Source organism: Rhodanobacter sp. FW021-MT20, from assembly GCF_041107475.1.
In the GTDB taxonomy this organism is placed as follows: Bacteria; Pseudomonadota; Gammaproteobacteria; order Xanthomonadales; family Rhodanobacteraceae; genus Rhodanobacter_A; species Rhodanobacter_A glycinis.
The window spans coordinates 121,772-142,489 of sequence record NZ_JBGBPX010000001.1 but is presented as its reverse complement, the minus strand read 5'-3'; the positions used below and the strand labels follow the sequence as shown (position 1 = coordinate 142,489).

The 20,718-nt window shown below is 65.9% G+C and carries 22 protein-coding genes; 10 read left to right on the top strand and 12 right to left on the bottom strand.

Annotated elements, in window-relative coordinates:
* Positions 1 to 4: 4 nt before the first annotated feature.
* Complete coding sequence (gene rpsB, locus AB7849_RS00730; RefSeq protein ID WP_092703987.1) at positions 5 to 871, bottom strand: 30S ribosomal protein S2; 867 nt, start codon at positions 869 to 871, stop codon at positions 5 to 7.
* 310 nt (positions 872 to 1,181) lie between these two features.
* Between rpsB and map the strand changes: the two genes are divergently transcribed.
* From map to dapE, 10 genes are all read left to right on the top strand, one after another.
* Positions 1,182 to 1,946, top strand: a complete 765-nt coding sequence (map, locus tag AB7849_RS00725) for a type I methionyl aminopeptidase (protein ID WP_008211762.1) — start codon at positions 1,182 to 1,184, stop codon at positions 1,944 to 1,946.
* A gap of 30 nt (positions 1,947 to 1,976) precedes the next feature.
* Entirely contained in the window at positions 1,977 to 2,258 is a 282-nt protein-coding gene (locus AB7849_RS00720; protein WP_008211763.1) for a hypothetical protein, read from the top strand.
* 54 nt (positions 2,259 to 2,312) lie between these two features.
* Positions 2,313 to 4,973, top strand: a complete 2,661-nt coding sequence (gene glnD / locus AB7849_RS00715) for a [protein-PII] uridylyltransferase (RefSeq protein ID WP_092703983.1) — start codon at positions 2,313 to 2,315, stop codon at positions 4,971 to 4,973.
* A 10-nt stretch (positions 4,974 to 4,983) separates the two neighbouring features.
* Positions 4,984 to 6,324: a hypothetical protein gene (locus AB7849_RS00710; RefSeq protein ID WP_369500481.1), complete on the top strand. Its 1,341-nt coding sequence runs from the start codon at positions 4,984 to 4,986 to the stop codon at positions 6,322 to 6,324.
* A gap of 188 nt (positions 6,325 to 6,512) precedes the next feature.
* Positions 6,513 to 7,067, top strand: a complete 555-nt coding sequence (locus AB7849_RS00705) for a YfaZ family outer membrane protein (RefSeq protein ID WP_008216868.1) — start codon at positions 6,513 to 6,515, stop codon at positions 7,065 to 7,067.
* Between the two features lie 78 nt (positions 7,068 to 7,145).
* The gene (gene dapD / locus AB7849_RS00700) at positions 7,146 to 7,973 is read left to right on the top strand and encodes a 2,3,4,5-tetrahydropyridine-2,6-dicarboxylate N-succinyltransferase (RefSeq protein ID WP_008216871.1); all 828 of its coding nucleotides are present in this window, start codon (positions 7,146 to 7,148) and stop codon (positions 7,971 to 7,973) included.
* A 106-nt stretch (positions 7,974 to 8,079) separates the two neighbouring features.
* Complete coding sequence (locus tag AB7849_RS00695) at positions 8,080 to 8,433, top strand: Spx/MgsR family RNA polymerase-binding regulatory protein (protein WP_008216874.1); 354 nt, start codon at positions 8,080 to 8,082, stop codon at positions 8,431 to 8,433.
* 13 nt (positions 8,434 to 8,446) lie between these two features.
* A complete protein-coding gene (locus tag AB7849_RS00690; RefSeq protein ID WP_008216876.1) occupies positions 8,447 to 8,944 on the top strand; it encodes a DUF2165 family protein in 498 nt (165 codons plus the stop codon).
* Positions 8,945 to 8,955: 11 nt separating this feature from the next.
* Positions 8,956 to 10,020 (top strand): VIT1/CCC1 transporter family protein, encoded by a 1,065-nt coding sequence (locus AB7849_RS00685; protein WP_008216878.1) that lies wholly within the window; start codon positions 8,956 to 8,958, stop codon positions 10,018 to 10,020.
* Positions 10,021 to 10,095: 75 nt separating this feature from the next.
* A complete protein-coding gene (gene dapE, locus AB7849_RS00680) occupies positions 10,096 to 11,229 on the top strand; it encodes a succinyl-diaminopimelate desuccinylase (protein WP_008216880.1) in 1,134 nt (377 codons plus the stop codon).
* 67 nt (positions 11,230 to 11,296) lie between these two features.
* Here dapE and AB7849_RS00675 read toward each other — a convergent pair whose 3' ends face one another.
* From AB7849_RS00675 to AB7849_RS00625, 11 genes are all read right to left on the bottom strand, one after another.
* Complete coding sequence (locus AB7849_RS00675; protein ID WP_008216882.1) at positions 11,297 to 11,791, bottom strand: group I truncated hemoglobin; 495 nt, start codon at positions 11,789 to 11,791, stop codon at positions 11,297 to 11,299.
* 31 nt (positions 11,792 to 11,822) lie between these two features.
* Positions 11,823 to 12,734: a DUF3034 family protein gene (locus AB7849_RS00670; RefSeq protein ID WP_008216884.1), complete on the bottom strand. Its 912-nt coding sequence runs from the start codon at positions 12,732 to 12,734 to the stop codon at positions 11,823 to 11,825.
* A gap of 80 nt (positions 12,735 to 12,814) precedes the next feature.
* A complete protein-coding gene (locus AB7849_RS00665; protein ID WP_008216887.1) occupies positions 12,815 to 13,198 on the bottom strand; it encodes a COG4315 family predicted lipoprotein in 384 nt (127 codons plus the stop codon).
* Positions 13,199 to 13,289: 91 nt separating this feature from the next.
* On the bottom strand, positions 13,290 to 13,850 hold the full coding sequence (locus tag AB7849_RS00660; RefSeq protein WP_369500480.1) for a lipocalin family protein: 561 nt from the start codon (positions 13,848 to 13,850) through the stop codon (positions 13,290 to 13,292).
* 40 nt (positions 13,851 to 13,890) lie between these two features.
* The gene (locus tag AB7849_RS00655; protein WP_008216891.1) at positions 13,891 to 14,985 is read right to left on the bottom strand and encodes an SAM-dependent methyltransferase; all 1,095 of its coding nucleotides are present in this window, start codon (positions 14,983 to 14,985) and stop codon (positions 13,891 to 13,893) included.
* 4 nt (positions 14,986 to 14,989) lie between these two features.
* Positions 14,990 to 15,781: a DUF1295 domain-containing protein gene (locus tag AB7849_RS00650; RefSeq protein ID WP_008216893.1), complete on the bottom strand. Its 792-nt coding sequence runs from the start codon at positions 15,779 to 15,781 to the stop codon at positions 14,990 to 14,992.
* On the bottom strand, positions 15,778 to 16,320 hold the full coding sequence (locus tag AB7849_RS00645; protein WP_008216895.1) for a DUF2878 domain-containing protein: 543 nt from the start codon (positions 16,318 to 16,320) through the stop codon (positions 15,778 to 15,780). The genes AB7849_RS00650 and AB7849_RS00645 overlap by 4 nt, the downstream gene beginning before the upstream one ends.
* Positions 16,317 to 17,588: a class I SAM-dependent methyltransferase gene (locus AB7849_RS00640; protein WP_369500479.1), complete on the bottom strand. Its 1,272-nt coding sequence runs from the start codon at positions 17,586 to 17,588 to the stop codon at positions 16,317 to 16,319. Before AB7849_RS00640 ends, AB7849_RS00645 begins: the two co-directional genes overlap by 4 nt.
* A 9-nt stretch (positions 17,589 to 17,597) precedes the next feature.
* A complete protein-coding gene (locus tag AB7849_RS00635; protein WP_008216901.1) occupies positions 17,598 to 18,392 on the bottom strand; it encodes a DUF1365 domain-containing protein in 795 nt (264 codons plus the stop codon).
* Positions 18,389 to 19,681 (bottom strand): NAD(P)/FAD-dependent oxidoreductase, encoded by a 1,293-nt coding sequence (locus AB7849_RS00630; RefSeq protein ID WP_008216902.1) that lies wholly within the window; start codon positions 19,679 to 19,681, stop codon positions 18,389 to 18,391. Before AB7849_RS00630 ends, AB7849_RS00635 begins: the two co-directional genes overlap by 4 nt.
* 3 nt (positions 19,682 to 19,684) lie before the next feature.
* Positions 19,685 to 20,692 (bottom strand): acyl-CoA desaturase, encoded by a 1,008-nt coding sequence (locus AB7849_RS00625; RefSeq protein WP_008216904.1) that lies wholly within the window; start codon positions 20,690 to 20,692, stop codon positions 19,685 to 19,687.
* Positions 20,693 to 20,718: the final 26 nt, after the last annotated feature.

Sequence of the window (20,718 nt, the reverse complement as noted above, 5' to 3'; positions counted from 1 at the left end):
TCGCTCAGGCGGTGTCGCCGCCGCGCGAGCCACGGCCGCCATCACGGCGCGGGGCGCCAGCGCCCTTCTTGGCCGGACCGCGGTTGTCACGACGCGGGGCGGACTTGCGCTCGTCGTCCTTGGCCACCGGATTGCCTTCCTCGTCCAGCTCGACGAACTCGTTGGCGTCGCCCTGGGCGGCGGACGGCGCGGCGGCCTTGCCTTCCAGGATCGAATCGGCAGCGGCGCGGGCATACAGCTGGATCGCGCGGATGGCGTCGTCATTGCCCGGGATGGCGTAATCGACCAGTTCCGGGTTGTAGTTGGTGTCGACCACGGCGATCACCGGGATGCCGAGCTTCTTGGCTTCCTGCACGGCGATGTCTTCGTGGCCGATATCGATCACGAACAGCGCGTCGGGCAGGCGGTTCATGTTCTTGATGCCGCCCAGCGAGTTTTCCAGCTTGTCGCGCTCGCGGCGACGGGCCAGCACTTCGTGCTTGACCAGCTTGTCGAACGAACCGTCGGTCTCGGCCGCTTCCAGTTCCTTCAGGCGGGCCACCGACTGCTTCACGGTGCGGAAGTTGGTCAGCATGCCGCCGAGCCAGCGCGCGGTGACGAACGGCATGCCGGCGCGTGCAGCCTCTTCGGCCAACGGCTCGCGGGCCGAACGCTTGGTGCCGACGAACAGGATGGTGCCGCGCTTCTGCGCCAGGCCCGACAGGAAGTTCATCGCGTCGGTGAACAGCGGCAGGGTCTTCTCGAGGTTGATGATGTGGATCTTGCCGCGCGCGCCGAAGATGTACGGGGCCATCTTCGGGTTCCAGTAACGGGTCTGGTGACCGAAATGCACGCCAGCTTCAAGCATTTGGCGCATGGTGACTTGTGCCATGGTGTTGCTCCGAATTGTCTGGGCCCTTGGGGCCCGGGGGTTGGGACCTCCACGCATCCCCGGCTTCGACCGCGACGTTTCCTGTTCAGTGGCGGAAACGACCGCGGCACCCCGAAGGCGGTGCCGATGCGTGTGTGGCGTTGGTTTGGGTGTTGTACCGCGTCGCGGTTACAATTCCCGTTCGTTTTGCGATGCCATGGCGTGAAATGCGCCGATTGCAGCCTGCAAAACCATCCAATTGTAGCCGGTACGCCGGCGACGCGGCAAGCCACCGGATTCGAAGCGGCTGTGCCGCCTGACAGGCGAAATCATGGCCATTACCCTGAAAACCCCCGAAGACCTTGAAGGCATGCGCGTTGCCGGCAAGCTGGCCGCCGAAGTGCTGGCCATGCTCAAGGATTACGTCAAACCCGGCGTAAGCACCGAGGAACTGGACCGGCGCGCCTACGAGCATATCGTCAACGTGCAGAAGGCGATTCCCGCCAACGTGGGCTACCACGGCTTCCCCAAGACACTGTGCACCTCGGTCAACCACGTGATTTGCCACGGTATTCCGAACGAGGGCAAGGTGCTCAAGGACGGCGACATCGTCAACCTCGACGTCACCGTGATCAAGGATGGCTGGCACGGCGACACCAGCCGCATGTACATCGCCGGCACGCCGTCGGTGCTGGCCAAGCGCCTGGTGGACACCACGTATGAAGCGATGATGTCGGGCATCCGCGCGGTGCGCCCCGGGGCCACGCTGGGCGATATCGGCCATGCGATCCAGAAACACGCCGAGGCGGCCGGTTTCTCGGTGGTACGCGAGTATTGCGGCCACGGCATCGGCAAGATCTACCACGACGAGCCGCAGGTGCTGCATTACGGCAAGGCCGGCACCGGGCTGGAGCTGAAGAAGGGCATGACCTTCACCATCGAGCCGATGATCAACGCCGGCAAGCCGCAGACCAAGCAGCTGCCGGACGGCTGGACGGTGGTGACCAAGGATCATTCGCTGTCGGCGCAGTGGGAGCACACGCTGGCCGTCACCGACGACGGCTTCGAGATCCTCACGCCCTGGCCGGATGCCTGATCCGATGGCCACGGCCCGGCGCAGCGGCACATGAGCGGCATCTTCCTCGTCTCGCTGGCGCTGATCGCGCTCAGTATCCTGTGGGTACCGACGTATTCCATGGTGCTGATGCTGAAGGGCATGGGCGTGCCGGAGGCGGGCGCCGGGCTGCGGCTGATCCTGTCGCTGCAACTGCTGGCCACGATTGCTCTGGTGCTGCTGGCCAATGCGCTGGGATTGGGCAATCCGGCAGCGTACACGCTGGCGATCCTGGTGCTGGTCAGCGCGACAGGCGTGGTGATCGTGTGGCGCCGACGCCACAACGGCGTTTGACGCGCGCCCCGGCAAGGCTTTGAACAGGCCCTGAGCCGTGCTGTACTGGGTGCCATGACGACCGTGGCCACCCCCCGACCCATTCCCTTGCCGCCCTTGCCGCGCCTGCCCCCTGCGGTGCCGCGTTCGGGCGTGCCCGACGAGGCGCGCCGCGCGCTGCGGCAATTGCTGGGCGACGTCGATCGCGCTCTCGCCACTGCTTTTCGCGATGGCGCCGATGCCAGTGCGCTGGCGCGGCGGCGTGGTGAGTCGGTGGCACGCGTGGTGATCCATGTGTGGGGTGCCTGTCTCGGCGACGTGACCGGCGCGGCACTGTTCGCGGTGGGCGGCTTTGGTCGTGGCCTGCTGTTTCCCTGTTCGGACGTGGACCTGCTGGTGCTGGCCGAGCATCCCGAGCCAGCGCGCTTGCGTGCGCTGGAACAATGCTTTGCCACGCTGTGGGACATCGGTCTGAAGGTGGGGCATGCCGTGCGCGAGCCGGCGCAGTGCCGCAGCCTGGCCGCGCAGGATGCCAGCGTGTTCACCAGCCTGCTGGATGCGTATCGGCTGGCCGGCGACCCGGCCCTGGATGCGGTCCTGCGCGGCATCGTGGACGATCCCGAATTGTGGCCGCCGCGCGAGTACCTGGCCGCGCGACTGGCCGAGCGCGACGCCCGCCATGCCCGCTACGACGACACTGCCTACAACCTCGAACCGAATCTCAAGGACGGCCCCGGTGGCCTGCGCACGCTCGATTCGCTGCGTTGGCTGGGACGTCGGCTGGCCCATGCCGGCGGCCTCGAGGACATGCAGAATGAGGGCCTGCTCGATCCGGCCGAACGCGTCAGCCTGTGCGAGGCCGAAACCACCTTGCGGCGCTATCGCTACGCGCTGCATCTCGAGGCGGGGCGGCCGGAAGAGCGGCTGCTGTTCGACTACCAGCGCGGGCTGGCCACGCGACTGGGCTTCGAGGACGAACACGCCAAGAACCTGGGCGTCGAGCAGTTCATGCAGGGCTACTACCGCGCCGCCAGTCTGGTGGAACGGCTGGGCATGCAGATTGCCGAACGCTTCGTGGAGATGCTGGAAACGCCCAGTGCGGCGCAACCGGTGGGCGAGGATTTCGTGCGCTACGGCTCGCGGCTGGCGGTGCGCGATGCCGAGCTGTTCATGCGTCGGCCCGCTGCCCTGGTGGAAATCTTCATCGCCCGGCTGGACCAGCCGGGGCTGATCGGCTTCACCGCCGACACCATGCGCCGCGTCCACCAGGCCACCGCGATCCACGGCACGGCACTGGCCGACGATCCGCAGACGCTGGCCGCGTTCCTGCGCCTGCTGCGACGTGGTGCTCCGGCGGTGGATGCGCTATGGCGGATGAACCGGCACGGCCTGCTGGCCGCGGTGCTGCCGGCGTTCGGCACCGTGTTCGGACGCATGCAGTACGACTTGTTCCACGTCTACACGGTGGACGAGCACACGCTGCGCGTGCTGCGCAACATGGCACGCTTTGCCGATCCGGAAGCGCGTCGCGATTTTCCCATTGGCTGCGAGATCTGGCCCACGTTCGACAAACCCGAGCTGATGCTGCTGGCCGGGCTGTTCCACGACATCGCCAAGGGGCGTGGTGGTGATCACGCAGTGCTGGGCGAGGAAGATGCGCGCGCGTTCTGCGCCAAGCTGGATCTGCCGCCGGAAGACATCGAACTGGTCGCCTGGCTGGTGCGCTGGCATCTGCTGATGAGCACCACCGCCCAGCGCCAGGACATCACCGATCCCGCGGTGGTGCAGCGTTTTGCCGATCAGGTGGGCGACTGGGCGCGGCTGGATCATCTATACGTGCTGACCGTGGCCGACATCATCGGCACCAGCCCGCGGTTGTGGAATGCGTGGAAGGACCGCCTGCTCGCCGATCTCTACACCGCGGCCCGTTATGCCCTGCGCAGCGACGTGCAGTTGCCGCTGCACGCCTCGGCGCGCGTGCGCGAATGCCGCGAGCGCGCCCTCAACCTGTTGCTGGCCGAAGGGCTTGGCGCCGATGCGATTGCCACGGTATGGGCCGATTTCCCCGACCTGAGCTTCCTGCGCCACCGGCCCGAGCAGATTGCCTGGCAGACCCTGGCCATCCTGCGTGCGAAGGGTGCGACGCCGCTGATCGAAGTGCACCCGTTCTCGGTGCGCGGCAGCACCGAATTGTTCGTCTACGCCGCCGATCGCGATGGCCTGTTCGCCACCGTCACCGCCATGCTCGACCGCATGCGTTTCTCGGTGGTGGAGGCGCGCATCCTGAAATCGCAGACGGGACGTGCGCTGGATACCTTCCTGCTGCTCGAATCGGACACCCAGGAGCCAGCCAGCCTGCCGCGCGCGGAGGAATTGCGCGTACGGCTGCAACGCGCGTTGGCGCAACCGGCGCCGGTTGCGCCGGCCAAGCGCAGCATGTCGCGCCACCTCAAGTATTTCCAGATGCCGCCGAAGATCGCCTTCAACGCGGCCGGCGAGCGTACCCAGCTGGCGCTGGTATGCACCGATCGCCCCGGCCTGCTGGCCGCCGCCGCACACGCCATGCTTGAAGTGGGCGTGCGCGTGCACGATGCACGCATCGCCACCTTCGGCGAGCGCGTGGAAGATTTCTTCGAAATCACCGACCGGCATGACGCGCCCTTGTCCGGCGAGCAGCAGGAAAAACTGCTGCAGGCACTGTTGCGGCGCGTGGGGAATGCCAAGGCCAGCGCCTGAGGTGAAAGACTTGCCGTGCAGCCGCGCGGTGTTCGACGATGCCGTGATGGTTGCAGGATGGGGAGCAGGGATGGGCAAGCGGTGGTCCGACACGGGTGCGACATCGAATCGCATCGCCGATGTTGTTTCACGCAGGCGCTGGCAGCTTCTGGCCATTGCCGTGCTTGCGCTTGCCTGGGCTCTGGCGGCCCTGCGCGCGATCCGGGAACCGATGCTGATCGGCGACGAGCTGGTTCATGCCGCGCAGATCCACGATTTCCTGCATGGCCATTTCCGGGTGTTGCCCACACTGACGAATATCCCCGGTTACCACCTACTGGTGGCCGGGTTGCTGGCGTTGGCCGGTCACGACACGCTGGCGGCCATGCGCGTCGTGAACATGGGCTTCGACCTGGCGTGCATCGGCATGTTCTATCTGCTGCGACGCGGAGTGGATCGCCGCCATGCGGCGCGGGCGACAGCGCAGTTCGCGTTCTTTCCACTGTTGTATCCCTACGGATTCCTGGTCTATACGGACATCCTGTCGGTTGCACTGGTGCTTGCCGCGCTGTGGGCGACGCGTGGTGGGCGCCATGTGCTGTCGGGTGGGATTCTGCTGCTGGCCCTGCTGGTGCGGCAGAACGATGTGGTCTGGGCTGGCTTTCTGGCCAGCTTCGCCCTGTGGCCGTTGTTGCAAGAAACGGATTGGCGGCCATGGCGGGCTGGGTACCGGATGCTGGCGATTGCATGGCCGTACCTGGCCGTGGTTGTGCTGTTTGTCGTGTACTGGGCGTGGAACGGCACCATCGTTTTCTCGAAGCCCGAGGCGCTGATCCATCCGGACATGAGTTTTCACTGGGGCAACCCGTTCTTCCTGTTGTTCGTCGCCGGCGTCCTCATGCCGCTGCAGCTGATTGGCGGGTTGCGGTGGTTCGGGCGCGAAGCATGTCGACGATACTGGCCGTGGCTGCTTCCCGTGATCGTGTTACTGGTCTACGTCACCGGCTTCAAGGTCGACAACTTCTTCAACCATGTCAGCCCCGACTATTTCATCCACAACGCGGTGCTGGTGGCGGTCGACGGGCCGCGCTGGGCCTGGTTGGGCTTCGGCCTGGTCGCCACGGTCGCCGCATGCGCGTTGGCCGGTACGCGATTCGTGCTGCCGCAGGCATGGGTACTGTTTCCGTTCGCTGCCTTCTACTTGTCTGCCTCATGGCTGATCGACGGGCGCTACACCCTGATACCCCTGGCGTTGTGGCTGGCACTGCGTCGGCAGGATGGCAACGTCGTCGAGCGGACCACGCTGGCAGGGTGGATCGTGCTGGCGCAGTACCTCGCCCTGGGCATGTCCGCCCGGCATTTCATGCTCTGATCCGCGCGGCCCCAAGGCGGGATGCGAAGGCGAAAAGCGTGAACGGCATCCATGGGAACGGCGTGCCAGCCCGGCGCGATGCGGTTAGCATGCCGCATCGTTTTCCCCATTCGCATGAGGTGCGACACGCCGCGGTGCGTCCATGCCGGCGGCCTGTCGATGCATGCGATGCCCACACGGAGTGTTCGATGATCCACAAGATGCTTTTCCTCGTAGCCGCGACGGCCGCCGTGGCGGTGGCCTTGCCCGCCCACGCCACCAGCATCTCGGCCAGCGGCGGCGATGGCGCTTTCGGTGTCCAGGCCGATACGGCCTTGCTGCCGGCGCTGCACGCCAACGTGGGCTACCTGCATACCGACAGCGACCGCGGCAACGCGAAGATCTACACCGTGGGCCTGATGATCGCGCCGCCCACGCCGCTGGTGCATTGGGCGGTGGGCGCGCGCTATCAGTACCAGGACACCCGCTACGGCAGCGGTGGCGGCGTGGAACTGGGGGGCTCGTTGTTCGTTGCCACGCCGATTCCGCTGGTGTCGGTGGGCGGCTACGGTTTCTACATGCCTTCCGGCGCTGCCAACGGCCGCATCCGGCACAGCTACGACTATGGCGCGCAACTGCGCCTGAGTCTTACCCATTCGATTTACGCGTACGCCGGCTATCGCTATATGCGCACTTCGTTCGAGGGTGCGGGCAACAAGGTGCTGTACAAGGGGCCGTCGCTGGGCCTCAGTGTGGGGTTCTGACGCCAGGGCGGTTTCGCAGGGGCGCTGCAGCAGGCACAATGGGGCGCCCCGCCTCTTTCCATTTGGACGTCCATTTCCATGCAAAGCATCGAATCCCTGATCGACGACGCCTTCGAGCGCCGCAATGAACTGACCCAGAGCGAGATCGAAACCCATCTGCGCCCCGCGGTGAGCCAGGTGATCGAGCTGCTGGAAAGCGGCGAACGCCGCGTCGCCGAGCCCGACGGGAAGGGTGGCTGGACGGTCAACCAGTGGCTGAAGAAGGCGGTGCTGCTGTACTTCCGCATCAACGGCAATCGCGTGGTCGATGGCGGCCCGGCGCAGGCCTTCGACAAGGTGCCGCTGCGTTTCGCCCATGGCGACGATGCCGAGTTGCAGAACCTCGGCGCGCGCGTGGTCCCGGGCGCGTTGGTGCGCCGCGGCGCGCATATCGCCAAAGACGCGGTGCTGATGCCCAGCTACGTCAACATCGGCGCGTACGTGGGCGCAGGCAGCATGGTCGACACCTGGGCCACGGTGGGTTCCTGCGCACAGATCGGCGCGGGCGTGCATCTGTCCGGTGGTGTCGGCATCGGCGGCGTGCTGGAACCGCTGCAGGCTGGCCCGACCATCATCGAGGATGGCTGCTTCATCGGTGCGCGTTCGGAAGTGGTCGAGGGCGTAGTGGTGGAGAAAGGCAGCGTGATCGGCATGGGCGTGTTCCTGGGCCAGTCCACGCGCATTTACAACCGCGCCACCGGCGAAACCAGCTACGGCCGCATCCCTGCCGGCAGCGTGGTGGTGGCCGGCAACCTGCCGGCGAAGGACGGCTCGCACAGCCTGTACGCCGCGATCATCGTCAAGCAGGTAGACGAAAAGACGCGCAGCAAGACCGGCGTCAACGAGTTGCTGCGCAGCGCCGAGTAGGAGCCCGCATCGCGGGCGATGCAGTTGAGGTGCATCGCCCGCCTGGGAAGCTCCCGCATCCATCCAAAAGCATCGCCCGCCAGCGGGCTCCTACCGGGAACTTGGCATGACTACGCTTTACGGCCTTTCCACCTGCGATACCTGCCGCAAGGCACGCAACTGGCTCGATCGTTTCGAGGTGCCGTTCACCTTCGTGGACTACCGTGCCAACCCGGTGCCGGCGGCCACGTTGAAGGCGTGGGCGCAGCAACTCGGTGGCTGGGAGAAGCTGGTCAACAAGTCGTCGACTACCTGGCGCAACCTGTTGCCGCAGCGCAAGAACCCGGGCAGTGATCCGGAGTGGACGCTGCTATTGAAGGAATACCCGGCGCTGGTGCGCCGCCCCGTGGTGGTGCCCGAAGACGGTGCGGTGAGCGTGGGCTTCAGCGACAACGGTTTCAAGAAACTGTTCGGAAAATAGGCAGGAGGCGACGATGATCGTGCGCCTTTCCAAGATCCTGCTGCTGGCGACGATCGCGCTGTGGATCGCGCTGGTGGCGTTCGGCAATCTCACCGATTACGGCAGCAACTGGCCGTTCGTGCAGCACGTGCTGGCGATGGACACGATCTTCCCGCATGCCGGCATCCGGTACCGCGCCATCCATTCGCCACTGCTGCAGCGTGGCGCCTATGCGTTGATCATCGCGATCGAGGCGCTGGCTGCGGCGCTGTGCTGGTGGGGAACGTGGCGGTTGTGGCGTGCCCGTCGCGCCAGCGCTGCGGCCTTCCATCGCGCCAAACGCGTGGCCGTGCTTGGACTCGCCGTGGGCGTGGTGCTGTGGCTTGGCGGTTTCGTGGCCGTTGGCGGGGAATGGTTCGGCATGTGGATGTCCAGCCAGTGGAATGGCATCCAGAGTGCGTTCCGCTTCGCCCTCGTATTGCTGGCGATGCTGGTCTGGCTGGGCCAGCGCGACGATGAACTGGACGATTGAGGAGCAGGCCCGTGAGCGATCACCGCATCCGCCGCTATCGCATCAATCTGCGCATCGAACGCGACAACGCCGCGTTGTATGCGCGGTTGGCGAAGGTGGCCACGGATGTGCGGTTGGCGCGCGCCTACCAGCGCATCGCCGAGGGCGAGCAGGCCAACGCTGATTTCTGGGAATCACGCCTGCGCGAACTGGGTGCGGTGGTGCCGACATCGCGCACGGGCTTGCGGGTGCGCGCGCTGGGCTGGTTCGCGCAAACCTTCGGCACCGAGTTCGTGATGCCGACCGTGGTGCGGCTGGAACACGCCGATCATGCCGAGACCCCGGTGGACCGCAATGGCCACCGCGATCATTTCGTTTCGCCCCACGTGAACCGCGGACGTGGACACAACCATCGCGCGCAAAGCGGCAACACCTTGCGTGCCGCCGTGCTCGGCGCGAATGACGGTCTGGTCTCCAACGTCAGCCTGGTGATGGGCATGGCTGGCGCGGCCAGCAGCGATCGCGCGGTGTTGCTGGCGGGGCTGGCCGGCCTGGTCGCCGGTGCCTGTTCGATGGCGTTGGGCGAATGGCTCTCGGTGAACAGCTCGCGCGAGTTCTACCAGGCGCAGATCACCGAGCGTGCCGAGCGGCTGGCGGTGGCGCCGGAGGACGGCGTGCGCCATATCGCCGGCATCTACCACGACAAGGGGCTGGGTCGTGCCGAAGCCGTGCACCTGGCCCGGCATCTCACCGAAACGCCGCGCGCGGCATTGGACACCGTGGTGCGCGAGGACCTTGGCGTCGACCCGACCGAGCTTGGCGGCTCGGCCTGGGGCGCGGCAACGTCGTCGTTCTGCCTGTTCGCCTTCGGCGCCGCGTTTCCGGTGGCGCCGTATCTGTTCCTGCATGGCCACACGGCCATGTTTGGCAGCGCGGTGGCCACCGCGGTGGGGCTGGCGCTGATCGGTACCGGCACCTCGCTGTTCACCGGCCGCGGCATGCTGTTCTCGGTCGCACGCCAATTCGCCATCACCGTGGCCGCAGCGGCCGTCACCTACGGCGTGGGGCATCTGCTGGGCCATATCGTCACGGTCTGAACGTTGCCTCGCCGCGCCCCCGCGCTTGCATGCTTGCTATGCTGCAACGTCGTTGCCACTTGCCATGCGTGCCCCATGTCCGACGTTCTCGAACTTGCCCGTGACCTGATCCGTCGCCGCTCCGTTACCCCCGACGATGCCGGTTGCCAGGAACTGCTGGCCGAGCGGCTGGAACGTGCGGGTTTCCGCCTCGAGCGGATGCGCCATGGCGAGGTGGACAATCTGTGGGCCGTGCATGGCGAGGGTGGGCCGACCCTGGTTTTCCTTGGTCATACCGACGTGGTGCCGAGTGGCCCGGAGCAGGCATGGCGCCATCTGCCGTTCGCCGCCGAGATCGCGGATGGCCGTCTGTACGGCCGTGGTGCCGCCGACATGAAAGGTTCGGTGGCGGCGATGACGGTGGCACTGGAGCAGTTCGTCGGCACGCATCCCCATCATCCCGGTCGCGTGGCCCTGCTGCTGACCAGCGACGAGGAAGGCCCGACCAATCTCGATGGCGTGCGTCGCGTGGCCGCGCACTTTCGCGAGCGTGGCGAGCGCGTCGACTGGTGCGTGGTGGGCGAGCCGTCGGCGAAGGAAAAGCTCGGCGACCTGATTCGCGTGGGTCGGCGTGGCTCGCTTTCAGGCACGCTGACGGTGCGTGGCGTGCAGGGGCACGTCGCCTATCCGGAGAAGGCGCTGAATCCGATTCATGCCTTTGCGCCCGCACTCACCGAACTGGCTGCCGAGCGCTGGGACGAAGGCAATAGCGACTTTCCGCCGACCTCGTTCCAGGTCTCCAATCTCAACGCGGGCACCGGCGCCACCAACGTGATTCCGGGCGAGTTGAAGGCGCTGATCAATTTCCGCTTCTGCACCGCCAGCAGTGCCGACGAGCTGCGCCAGCGCACCGAAGCGATCCTGCATCGACATGGCCTGGACTTCACGCTGGAGTGGAATCTCTCCGGCGAATCCTTCCTCACGCCACCAGACGGTCGCTTGCGTGAAACGGTGGTGGCGGTGTGCCGCGAGCTGTGCGGCATCGAGCCCGAACAGAGTACCGGTGGTGGCACGTCCGACGGGCGCTTCATCGCGCCGTTGGGCGCCGAGGTGGTCGAGCTGGGGCCGGTCAACGCCACCATCCACAAGGTGGACGAATGCGTGGCCGTGGCCGACCTGGAACGTTTGCCGGAACTTTATCGCGCCGTGTGCGAACGCCTGCTGGCCTGAGCGTCCGGCAAGCCGTCAGGCGCGATCCGCTATTCGCGGCGTACCGCGAATAGCGTCGGGCACGCACTCATTTCTTGGTGATGATGACCTTGTGCATCGGGGCCAGTTTCGCCAGCAGTTTGTTCTGCGCGCGGAACGGGATCTTGTGCTGGTTCATCGCTTTCTGCAGGTCTTCGACCAGGGCATTGAAGTCTGCGCGATTCACGCCCATGCCCTTGTGCACCGATGCCATGTCGCGGCCGCTATAGGTGCAGGGGCCATCCAGGATCACGCAAAACTGGTCGACCAGTTCCTTCTTGACGTGTTCACGATCGACATTGGCAAAGAACGGATGGGTGACCGGGTCGGCCATCAGGTTGTCCATGAAGTCGTTCACCAGGGAGACCAGCCCGGGCTTGCCGCCGAACTCCTCGAAGACGGGCTTGAGTGCCGGGTCGCGTGGTGCCGAGGCTGCCATCGCGGCGGACTGGTTCGGCATCGCCATCGTGTCTTGCGCGGCGGCATGGTTGCCGAGCAGCAAGCCGGCGGCGAGAAGGGCGGTTGCAACGGAATGCTTGAGCATGGGTTTGTCCTCGAATCGAATGGCGTGGATGTCAGAAGCCGACCTGCACGGACGCATACAGACCGTGCTGGTTGTCCTTGATCACGATGTTGCCGAGATTGGCGTAGGCCAGCGTCAGTGAGACATGCTTGGTGGGCGCCCAGGCGACGAAGGCGTCGTACCAGTTGTCTTCCCTGGCAATCCCGAGGTTGTTCGGCTTCTGGCGATACTCGGCACCGATGGCCCAGTTGCGGCTGAGCAGATAGGCCGCCGAACCTTCGAACTCGGCCTGGTAGCTGTTGTTCTTGTCGCCTCCGAAGCCGAGGATGCCGAGCTGGTTGGCCTTGGTGAAGCGCACCGTGGCATCGAGCAACAGGCTTTGCGAAAGGAACAGCTTGGTGGCGCTGATGTAATAGTCGGTGCCCTGCGAACGCTTGGCGCCGACGTACTTGACCACGGCATCCTGGTTGTTCTTCTTGTACTGCATGCCGACGGATACCTGCGGCATCCAGCTGTCCTGGTCGAGCACGGCATCGCCGAACAGGCGCACCTTCACGCCGATCACGTTCTGCTTGAAGGTGAATCCGTCGCCCAGTCCGAGCAGGCCACCCACCTTCTCGGTGTCGAAGCGCTGCTGAGCGAACGACACTTCCACGCGGTTGTACAGGCCCACCATCACGCCGGCATCGTCCAGGTGGTAATTCTGCGTGTTCACGCGGGTGTAGAACGCGTTGGCGCCGATCTGGTCATTGGTGCCGTAGCCACCGATCACTGCCCACGGCGTGAGGCCGCCACCCGCGGCGCCGCCGATTTCCGAGACGCCGCCGGTAAGCAGCAACTTGCCGCTGACATTCGCCGGTGCGCCGGACGAGTCGTCATCCGCGGCGGCCGCCAGCGACACCAGCGCGCCTGCCAGCGCGAGCCCACCGAGCGCGATGGCCCGGCTCATACGATGCTTGTGCATGATTTCCTCCCGTGTTGGCGCAAAAGCGCGCCATGCAGGAGGTACGAGGCGTCAATGCAAAAAGATGCAACGCGGCATCATCAATTTTCGCGCGCGATGTGCCAGGTGCCGTTGATGCCGTCGCCACGATGGTCGCCGGGTTTCGTGTCACCGGCATAGCGGTACAACGGTCGACCCTTGAATGCCCATTGCAGCGTGTGGTCAGGGCGGGTGATCACGCTGAGACCAGCGCCGGCATGACTGCCCGCAACCGCGGCATAGGGTGGCCAGACCGTGGCACACGGGCCGGAGCATTGGCTGTGGCCAGTGTCGCCATCGGTATCGAACGTGTACAAGCTCAGCCCGCGCGCGCCAACCAGTTCATGTTGCGCATTGGCCGAGGGCGGCGCTTCGGCGGCCATGGCGGGCGCAAGCACCATGGCGCCGACGAGGAGGAGGCAGGCAGGGAACCGGGAACGTGTCATGGCGATACTCCGTGGGTGGTGGGTGGAACGCGAAGCGTCCCATCACTGATACGGTGCCGGAGACCCCAGGGATGCGACCCGGCATCGGCTCTTACGGTTGCTGTTTCGCCATCGGCCACTGCTGCGGCACCTTGCGCAGCTTCGACACGTCATAACCCAGCGTCTTGACGCGTGCGACCAGCGCCGCGTAATCCGCCGGCGACACGTTCGGTGTGCGGGCGAACACCCATGTGTAGTCGCGCTTGTCGCGCGCCACGATCATTTCGCTGTAGTCCGGCTTCAGCCACGCCACGATGTATTGCGCCTTGAAGCCCCAGAACAGCTTCACGCCCCATACCGCGTTGCCGCTGCCTGCGTGCACGTAACCGGTGGACTGGATGTGCTTGACCGGGCCGTCGAAGCCGCCGTTGTTGAAGCGGAACGTGGTGTGGATGTTGCCGTCCGGTTGCAGCGTGTAGGTTTCCACCGCGTTGAAGGCGTGCTTCTCGAAAATGGTGGGAATGGTGGCGATGACGTACCACTTGCCCATGAAGCGCGGCAGGTCGACATGGGCGACGGGCGTGATCGGTGGCAGGTCGCTGGCGCAGGCCGCGACGGTGGCGCTGCCAAGCAGCACGGCGCCGATCAGCGCGAATTTTCTGGAAGGGCGCATCGGTGGGTCTCCGTGGTGGTTGCATTGACGTCGGCAGGGTTCACGGGCGCACGAAACGATAGTGCGCCACCAGCCATTCCTGCCCATCGGCGTAGCCGAACAGTTCGGCGCAGGACATCCAGAACATGCGCCAGCGCTGGAACCACAGCGCGGCATGTTCGCCATAAGCCTGGGCCAGCACGGCCATCACCGCGTCGCGTTGGCGATCCTGTCGCTGCAGCCATTGGTTGGCGCTCTTCTGGTAATGCGTGCCGTCGACCAGCCAGCGCTGTTCGATCTGCAACGCCTGCTGGAAGTGCAGCAGGGTGTCCGCGGCCGGCATCAGTCCGCCGGTGAAGAAGTGCCGGCCCATCCAGTTGTCCTCGCCCGCGGTCTCGAACGGATACATCAGCGTGCGATGCGCGAAGATGTGCACGAACAGCTTGCCGCCGGGCTTCAGCCATTCGCCGATGCGACCCAGCAGGGTCTGGTAGTTGCGCATGTGCTCGAACATCTCCACCGACACGCAACGATCGAACTGTGCCGGTTCCAGTGCCAGCGTGTTGGCGTCCTCGGTGATCACGCGCACGTTGAGCAAGCCGCGTTGACGACACTGCGCCTCGATGTGCCGGCGCTGGTTGTGCGAATTGGACACGGCGGTGATGCGCGAGTCGGGATATTGCTCGGCCATCCACAGCGTGAGCGAACCCCAGCCGCAGCCCAGCTCAAGCACCTGCTGGCCGTTGCGCAGCTCGGCGCGCTCGCCGTACAGCCGCAGCATGGCGTCTTCCGCCTCGCCCAGCGTTTCGTTGCCCTCCGGGTAGTAGCAGCCGGAGTACTTGAGCCGTGGCCCGAGGCAGAGGCGGAAGAAGTCCGCCGGCAATTCGTAGTGCTGCGCATTGGCCGCGTCGGTGTGGATCGCCACCGGGCTGTGGCGCAGTTCGGCGATGCGCTGGTCGAAGCGTTCGGCTTGCGCGGCGATGCCACCGCTGCGTTCTTCGCGCAGGCGTTGCGCGCACCACTTGCGGATGCCGTGGCGCAACAGCGCGTCGGGGATCAGGCCGCGCTCGGCCAGTCCAAGCACGCCGGCGGCCGGGCGGTCTTGCGCCAGTTCCGCCTGCGCCAATTCGGGATGTTCGATCGAGACGGTGTTCATGACGTCAATTCCTCGATTCACGGGAAGTTTTGGGAAACCACGGAAACAGCATCGGCGTGCTGCGCTGGTAGGCGCGGTAGTCTTCGCCGCGCGTGCGCAGGGCTTGCGCTTCGGTCCAGGGAATGCCGCTGATCCAGCGCAGAAATACGTACATCAGCAGCGGCCCGGACCACGCCAGCCAGCCGAATGGCGCACCCACCGCGAAACACACGTAGGCGAACCAATGCAGCCATTCGAAGAAGTAGTTCGGATGTCGCGAATAGCGCCACAGGCCGTCGCGGCAGGTCTTGCCGCGGTTCAGCGGATATCTGCGGAATCGCGCGAGTTGGCGGTCGGCGGTGGACTCGCCCAGCACGCTGACAAGCCAGATGACGACGCCGGTGATCAGCCAACCATGTGCGCGCGCGGCGTTGGCCGACACCGCCACGAATGGCAGCGCGAACAGCATGATCAGCGCGGCCTGGAACTGGAAGAACGCGAACAGTTTTCCCTGATGGCCGTGCCAGTGCGCGCGCATCTGCGCATAGCGACCATCTTCTTTCTCGTGGCCGACGCGCTGCCACAGGTGCCATGCCAGTCGTGCGCCCCACAGGCAGCCACAGACGGCAAGCAGGATGCGTGGAATGGATGCGCCGGTGCCGCACAGCGCCAGCCACACCGCACCGCCGCCCAGGCCCGCGGCCCAGAGCGCATCGACAATGCCGGTATTGCGGTGGCGCTTTTGCCAGCGCCAGCCCAGCGTCATCATCACGGCCGCGAACAGCCACAGCAGCAGCAACGCCAGCCACGGATTCATGACACGCTCCGCAGTGCCGTGGGGTTCGGATGCTGCGACCAGCGTCGTGCCAGCACGGTCAGCAGCGGCAACGTGATGCCCCAGCCCAGCGCCAGCCACAGCAGCGCATGCCACGCCGGAGACGTGAAACTCACCGCATGCCAGCCGCGCGCGGCGCCAAGATAGGCCATCGGACCGCCGATGGCGCCGAACACGGCGGCCAGCCATGGTCGTCCCTGCAGATAGCCGAACAGCGGCACGATGGTGAGCGCGAAGGCCAGCCACAAGGCAAGAATCCACGCGGGTGCTATCCCGGCCGGCCATGCCGCGGCGTAGACCAGCAGGCCACTGCGCACCAGCACGCCGTCGAACACCAGGCCGAGCACGAAAGCCAGTCCCATCAAGCGCAGCTCCACACCACGCGCCGTCGATACGCAAAGCCGCCATACGGCGAGCAGCGCGACGGCCAGCAGAGCCGGCCACGTGTGCCCGCGACCGGCGCCGATCACGCTGATGAACCACACCGCCTCGTAGGCGATCAGGGTGATCCAGAACTTCATGTGGTCAGTTCCGCGGCGCCGCGGTGGAAGCCGGGCCTGGCCAGCAGCAGATGCGACACGCCGATCGAGCGCTCGCGAAAGCCGCCTTCGCAGTAGGCCAGGTAGAACTCCCAGCGACGGATGAAACGATCATCGAAGCCTTGCGCGCGTACTTCGTCCAGGCGGGCCATGAAGCGCTGGCGCCAGGCGTGCAGGGTGCGCGCGTAGGAGTCGCCGAAATCCTGTTGTGCGATCAGGCCCAGGTCGCTGGCGCGGGTCTTCGCTGCCAGCATTGCGCTGATCGAGGGAATGAAGCTGCCCGGGAACACGTGGCGCTTGATGAAATCCACCGAATGCAGCGCCTGTTCGTAGCGGTGATCCTCGATGGTGATGGCCTGCAACAGGGCGAGGCCGTCCGGCTTGAGCAGGCTGCCGATTTTTGCGAAATAGACGTCCAGGTATTCCGCGCCGATGGCTTCGATCATCTCGATCGAGACCAGCTTGTCGTAGCGTCCTTCCAGATCGCGGTAATCCTTGAGCAGCAAGGTCACGCGATCCTGCAGGCCGGCTTCGGCCACGCGCGCCTTGGCCAGTGCGTGCTGCTCGCGCGAGATGGTGGTGGTGGTGACGTGGCAGCCGTAATGCCACGCTGCGTGCACTGCAAAGCCGCCCCAGCCGGTGCCGATCTCCACCACGCGGTCGCCCGGCTTGAGTTCGAGCTGGTGGCAGATGGTTTCCAGCTTGCGGAACGAGGCCGCTTCCAGCGTGTCGTTGGCGCCAGCCCACAGTGCCGAGGAATACATCAGGTCCGGCGACAGGAACAGCTTGAAGAAATCATTGCCGAGGTCGTAGTGCGCAGCGATGTTGCGGCGGCTGCCGCTGAGCGTATTGCGTTGCAGGGCATGCCACGCACGCAGCGCCATGCCGCCGAGCCGGGCCAGCCCGGTTTCCATGCCGTCGAGCAGGTCGCGGTTGCGCACCAGCAGCTGGATCAGGCCGACCAGGTCGTCGCACTCCCACAGGCCATCCATCCACGCTTCGCCCGCGCCGACGCTGCCATTGGCGGCCAGCGCGCGATAGAAGCCGGGGTCGAGCACGTCGATGTGCACGATCAGCTCCGCGTGCCCGCTCGCCGGCGTGCCCAGCACCACGCTGCCCTGCGCATCGCGCAGCAGCAGGCGGCCGTGCTGCAGTCCCTGCATCTGCGCGATCAGTCGCTGGCGCAGAAATCGGTCGAGGGCGCTGTATGGAGTGGCGGTGTCGACAGCCGGTTTGACGATGGCGTTCATGCGTGGGCCTCAGATCGATGACGGGTGGTCGTGGACGGGGTTGCGTTTCAGCCACAGCCGAAGCGCCTGCCAGTAGATGGCGCCGACGACCTGGCCGGTCATCAGCGGATAGCGCCACAGCACGCGGGCCAGCGCCGGGCCGGTCAGCGGGCAGCGTTGCAGGTGCAGGTGGGCATCGAACTCGCGCGCGCCGTCGCGCAGCACGTCCATGTGCACATGCAGTTCGTCGCCAGGCGGGGTGAAGCGCCAGCGGTAGCCGCGATCCATCGGCATGAAGGGCGAGACGTGGAAGATCTTCGGAAACGTCCAGGTCAGTGCGCGGCCATGCACCTGGGCGGTTTCCACCGGCAGCACGTAGGCGTGGCGTTCCTTCCACGGGATATTGGTGATTTCGGCCACGATGCAGTCCAGCGTCTGGCCGTCCGGCGCGTAGCAGTAGTAGAAGCTGACCGGATTGAACACCAGCCCGGCGTAGCGCAAATGCGCAAGCAGGCGGATCGGCCCTTCGGGACGACGACCGATGACCTGCTCCACGCGCCGACGCACCGCTTCGGCCAGCGGCAGTTCACTCGGCCCCAGGTAATCGCTGCGACGAAATTCGGCGATGTTGCGGTGGCCGTTCGACCACAGCCAGCGCTGCTCGAACACGCGATCCACTTCGTCCAGGTCCAGATACAACTGCGCCATGCGATAACTGAAGGCATGCGGATTCGGCGCATGCCGGCGATGGATTACCGTGCCCTCGTAGACGGCACTGGCCAACGGCTGTGGCGCGATGGCCACGCGGGCAGGGCGCGCGGTCATGCCACCCGCTCCAGTCGCGGGCGACGTGCCACGGCAGGCACGGCGTCGGTCCATGACGTACCCAGTGCCGCGGCCACTTCGACTGCGCTGCGCATGCCGTCCTCGTGGAAGCCCCAACCCCAGTACGCGCCGGCAAACCAGGTGCGGCGCTGGCCCTGGATCTCCGCCTTGCGTGCCTGCGCGGCGACCGAGGCGTGGCTGTACAGCGGATGGTGGTAGCGCATGCGCGCCAGCACCTTGTCCGGATCGATCGCCGCCGTGCGATTGAGCGTGACCACGAACGGCGCGGGCGCATCGATGCCTTGCAGCAGGTTCATGCAGTAGCTGACCGTGCAGGCATCGTCCGGATCGCGTGGGATGAAGGCGTTCCACGCCGCCCAGGCCTTGCGCCGGCGCGGCAACAGCGACGCATCGGTGTGCAGCACGGTGTCGTTGGCCTGATACGGCATGGCACCGAGGATCTCGCGCTCGCGTTCGCCGGCATCGGCCAGCAGTGTCAGCGCCTGATCGCTGTGGCAGGCCAGCACGAGCTGGTCGAAGCGCTGGCTGTCCGTGGCGGTGTGCACGTCCACGCCATCGGCATGGCGATGCACCGCATGCACCGGGCAACCCAGCCGCTCGCGCACGTTCCAGCGCGCGCGCAGGGCACGCACATAACTGGACGAGCCGCCGCGCACCACGCGCCACTCGGGCCGGCCACTGACCTGCAGCATCTGGTGGTTGGCCATGAACTGCACCAGGTAGCGCGCGGGGAACGTCAGGATCTGCACTGAGGGCGATGACCACAGCGCCGACGCCATCGGCAGCAGGTGCTCGTCGCGGAATGCCGCGCCGTAGCGATGCTCGGCCAGCCAGTCGCCCAGCGTGGGTCCGGGTTCGGGTGCGTCCAGCAGCGATGGTGCCTCGCGGTAAAAACGGAACAGGTCGCGCACCATGCCGTGGAAGCGTGGCGAGAGCAGGTTGCGGCGCTGGCAGAACAGCGTGTCCAGCGTGGCGGCGTTGTATTCCAGGCCGCTGACTTCGTTGCGCACGGAGAAGCTCATCGTGGTCGGCTGTGAGACCACGCCCAGCTCGTCGAACAGTCGCGTCAGCAGCGGGTAGTGCACCGGGTTGTGCACGATGAAGCCGCTGTCCACGGCATAGCGACGGCCGTGCAGTTCGACGTGATGGGTATGCGTGTGGCCACCGATATAGTCGTTCGCCTCGAACAGCGTCACCTCGTGCCGGCGCGACAGCAGCCACGCCGAAGCCATGCCCGCAATACCCGAACCCACGACTGCGATGCGCATGGCTTACTTCCTCGTCCGGTTGTGGACCCAGGCCGGTACCGGCTTCAGGTCATGCACCAGCCCCAGCAGTGCCATCAGCTTCAGGCCGTACCAGGTCAGGTCGATCTCCCACCAGCGGAAACCCTGGCGCACGGAGCCGGGGAAGAAGTGATGGTTGTTGTGCCAGCCTTCGCCGAAGGTGAGCAGGGCCAGCCACACGTTGTTGCGGCTGTCGTCGTGCGTGGCGAAGCGACGCGAACCCCAGCGGTGCGCCAGCGAGTTGATCGTCACCGTGGCGTGGAACAGCACGATGGTGGAAACGAAGAAGCCCCACACCAGCATCTGCCCGCCGCTGGTGCCCAGTTGCGGCGCCACGTGCTGCAGCAGCATGCCGAGGAAGTACATCGCCACCGCCAGCACCACCGGCACGGCAATGTCGAAACGATCCAGCCAGCGCAACTCCGGGTACTTCACCAGGTCCGGCACCCGCGACAGGTCGGTGCGGAAGTTGCGCGGGGTCAGGAACCAGCCCATGTGGCTCCACAAAAAGCCGTGTACGCCCGGCGAGTGCGGATCGGCCGGCGTATCCGTTACCCGGTGGTGATGGCGGTGATGCGCCGCCCACCACAGCGGCCCGCGCTGCACGCAGGATGCGCCGATAGCCGCGAACACGAATTGCACGATGCGCGAGGTGCGAAAGGTGCGATGTGAAAAATAGCGGTGATAGAACCCGGTCAATGCGAACATGCGCACCGCATACAACGCGGATGCCACGATCAGCGCAACCGGTGAAACCCCCACCCAGATCACGCCAAGGCAGGCCAGGTGCAGCGCGACGAACGGCACCGCACGCAGCCAGTCGATCCTATCCTCGCGGCTGGCGTCCACGTTCACCGCTGTGCCGCTGTCGATCCAGTGACGCATCTCGCGCAGCCAGTGCGGCCTCGGCGCTGCCGCTGCGCTGCCCCGGTCGACCGAAGCGATCACGGCCGGCTGGGACGGCGTTTCCAGCGGGGAGGGCGGAGGAGTCATGAGTGCAGCCTGTGGACGGTTCATCC